Raw genomic sequence first — 2,837 nt, 5'->3', positions numbered from 1 at the left:
TGGCATGCACATTTTTAGTATAGCATGCATATTTTAAGTTTTTATTGAAAAATATTGACAAACTATTAGCTGGTTTAGCTCAATAACAAAAAAGGGATCGCCACCGCAACCCCCTCTTCAACTATTGCATCCGTTAGTTTAAGTGCAATATTTCACAATCTTGTTGTTGAAAAAGGCATTCCTATTTAAAGAAATGCCTTAATTGTTAAATTATATTTATCAAGATTTAATAAAATGTACGCATATTAACATTAAAAATGAAATAACTATCATACTTGTAACCCATAACCAAGCTAATTCCATATTACCTGAATCAATGGCAACATAAATTGCTGTTGGAATTGTTTAGGTTTTTTCTAGGATGTTTCCTGCGAACATTAAAGTGGCTCCAAACTCACCTAATTCTCTCGCAAAACTCAATATCGCACCCGAAATGATTGCTTTAAGTGCAAGAGGAATGGAAATATACATAAATAAACTGAATTCATTTGCTCCGTCTACACGAGCGGCATTCTCAATATCCTCATCTACTGCTTCAAATCCTGTCTTAGAAGATTGATACATAAGAGGAAAAGCGACAACAGTTGAAGCAATCACAGCAGCCCAATACGTAAACATTACAGGTTGATTAAAAATCCATTCAATCAATTTCCCTACTGGACTATTCAGACCAAAAAAGATAATTAATAGGAAACCTACCACTGTCGGAGGTAAAACTAACGGTAAAAGGAAAATTGTATCAACTAAGACTTTTCCTTTGAATTTTCTATTAGCCAATACCTTTCCAAAAAACAGCCCTAAAATTATTACAGATATTGCTGAAACAGATGCAATTTCAATGGATAGTCTAACGGGTGTCCAAAAACTGTTTGTCATCTTTAATTATTATAGACCCTTAAATCCATACTTTTCTAAGGTCTTCATAGTTTTATCATTTTGTAGATAATTGTAGAATAGTTGGGCTTCTTTAAGATGGGTACTATTCTTAATTACCCCTACTGGATAAATAATGGGATCGTGCGTGTTTTCCTTTGCAGAAGCAACAATTTCAACTTTTTGAGAAGTTAATGCATCTGTCTTATATACAATACCTGCGTCAACATTATTCGTCTCAACATATGTAAGCACTTGGCGAACATCCTTGGCATATACTATTTTCCCTTCAATAGCTTTCCAGACGTTTAACTTATCTAATGTTTCCTTACCATACTGTCCTGCTGGTACAGACTCAGGGGTACCAAGTGCTAATTTATCAGCTTTTGTAAGATCTTCGAATGTCTTTATCCCTTTATTTGAACCTTTTGGTACTACCAACACAAGGTCATTACCCACTAAATCTGTTCCGTTTTTCTTTTCAATAAGTCCATTCTGTACTAATTTTTGAAATCTGTCCTCTGCTGCTGAGAAGAAAAGGTCAACAGGTGCTCCCTGAGAAATTTGTTGTTGCAGTGCCCCTGATGCTCCAAAGTTAAAATTTAGTGTTATATTTGTATGTTCTTTCTCAAAGTCAGCTTTTATATCATTCAAAGCATCTTGTAAACTTGCAGCAGCCGAAACCGTTAATTCCACTTTCTCTTGTTTAGCTGCTTGTTTCTTCTGCACTTCCGTTGTCTTAGTTTGCTCATTAGTTGAACACCCCGAAATGACAAGTAATAGTAACATCATTGAAAAAAATAATAGATATAATTTTTTCATTATCCCTCTCCCCTTATAATTAGTTATAATCAATTATAACTAATTATAACTAATTAGAAAGTAGAAAAGTGTAAGAAAAATCACATTTTTTATTTTTAATCCAAAATATACTTTTTTTAAAGCATTAAGGTAAAATACAAGTTGGAGGGATCCCAAATGTCAAAAGAGCTTTCCTATACGATTGAAGAGGTGTCACAGCTTTTAAAAGTATCAAAATTAACCCTTTATGACCTTGTAAAAAAAGGAGAAATGCCTGTATTCCGTGTAGGAAGACAGATGAGAATTGATGCAAAAGACTTAGAGATTTATATTAATAGTCAAAAGACAAATCAAAGTACAAAATTTCAAACACCTGAGCAGGAACTTCACAGGAATAAAACAAAGGATTCTTTTAGCATTGTCATTAGTGGACAAGACTTAGTTTTGGATATTCTTGGTAAATATATTGAGAAAAACTCAGCATATAAACCATTACGTTCTTATACAGGAAGTTTAAATAGTCTTATATCTATGTACAATGGAGATTGTGACATCGTTAGTTTGCATATGTTTGACGGGGATACAGGGGAATACAACCTACCATACATAAAGAAAATTCTAGTTGGGTATCCCTATATCTTACTCAATCTACTTTCAAGAAAAGCAGGTTTTTATGTTAAAAAGGGAAATCCTTTAAATCTGACCTCCTGGACTGATTTAAATCGTCAAGATTTGAAAATTATAAATAGAGAGAAAGGTTCAGGAGCACGGATTCTTCTTGATGAACAGCTTAGAATTAACGAAATTCCTTCTAGTAACATTAAGGGATACGAGCACGAAGAGTCAAACCATTTAAGTGTAGCATCTGCTGTCTCTGCTGGAATAGCAGATGTAGGAATAGGAATTCAAAAAGCTGCCAAAATTGTTGGAATCGATTTTGTGCCATTGATAACAGAACGTTATGACTTGGTTATTCTAAAAACTTCTGAGACTAAACAGCTAATAAGTACAGTAAAGAATATTTTATCTTCCCATCAGTTTAAAGCAGAAGTGAATTCTCTGGGGGATTATGACATTTCTCAAACAGGAAATATTATTTATGAGACATAATAGGAGGCTGCTGAATTTAGTAGCCTCTTGATTTTGATACATTTTCTTGCTCA

General features: G+C 33.5%; 2 protein-coding genes and 1 pseudogene. 1 reads left to right on the top strand and 2 read right to left on the bottom strand.

The features are described from left to right. Positions 1-219: 219 nt before the first annotated feature. Together modB and modA are read right to left on the bottom strand one after the other, a co-directional pair. Positions 220-876: pseudogene (gene modB / locus AAHB15_RS29770) on the bottom strand (molybdate ABC transporter permease subunit). Between the two features lie 9 nt (positions 877-885). Further along, on the bottom strand, positions 886-1,695 hold the full coding sequence (gene modA, locus AAHB15_RS29765) for a molybdate ABC transporter substrate-binding protein (protein WP_342043887.1): 810 nt from the start codon (positions 1,693-1,695) through the stop codon (positions 886-888). A gap of 156 nt (positions 1,696-1,851) precedes the next feature. On the opposite strand from modA, the gene AAHB15_RS29760 reads away from it, so the two are divergent. Continuing rightward, positions 1,852-2,784, top strand: a complete 933-nt coding sequence (locus AAHB15_RS29760; RefSeq protein WP_342043886.1) for a helix-turn-helix transcriptional regulator — start codon at positions 1,852-1,854, stop codon at positions 2,782-2,784. Positions 2,785-2,837 lie beyond the last annotated feature (53 nt).

Origin of the sequence: Bacillus sp. OTU2372, assembly GCF_038440275.1 — a bacterium.
Lineage (GTDB): Bacteria > Bacillota > Bacilli > Bacillales > Cytobacillaceae > Neobacillus > Neobacillus bataviensis_B.
This window is presented reverse-complemented; position numbering and strand designations above follow the sequence as displayed.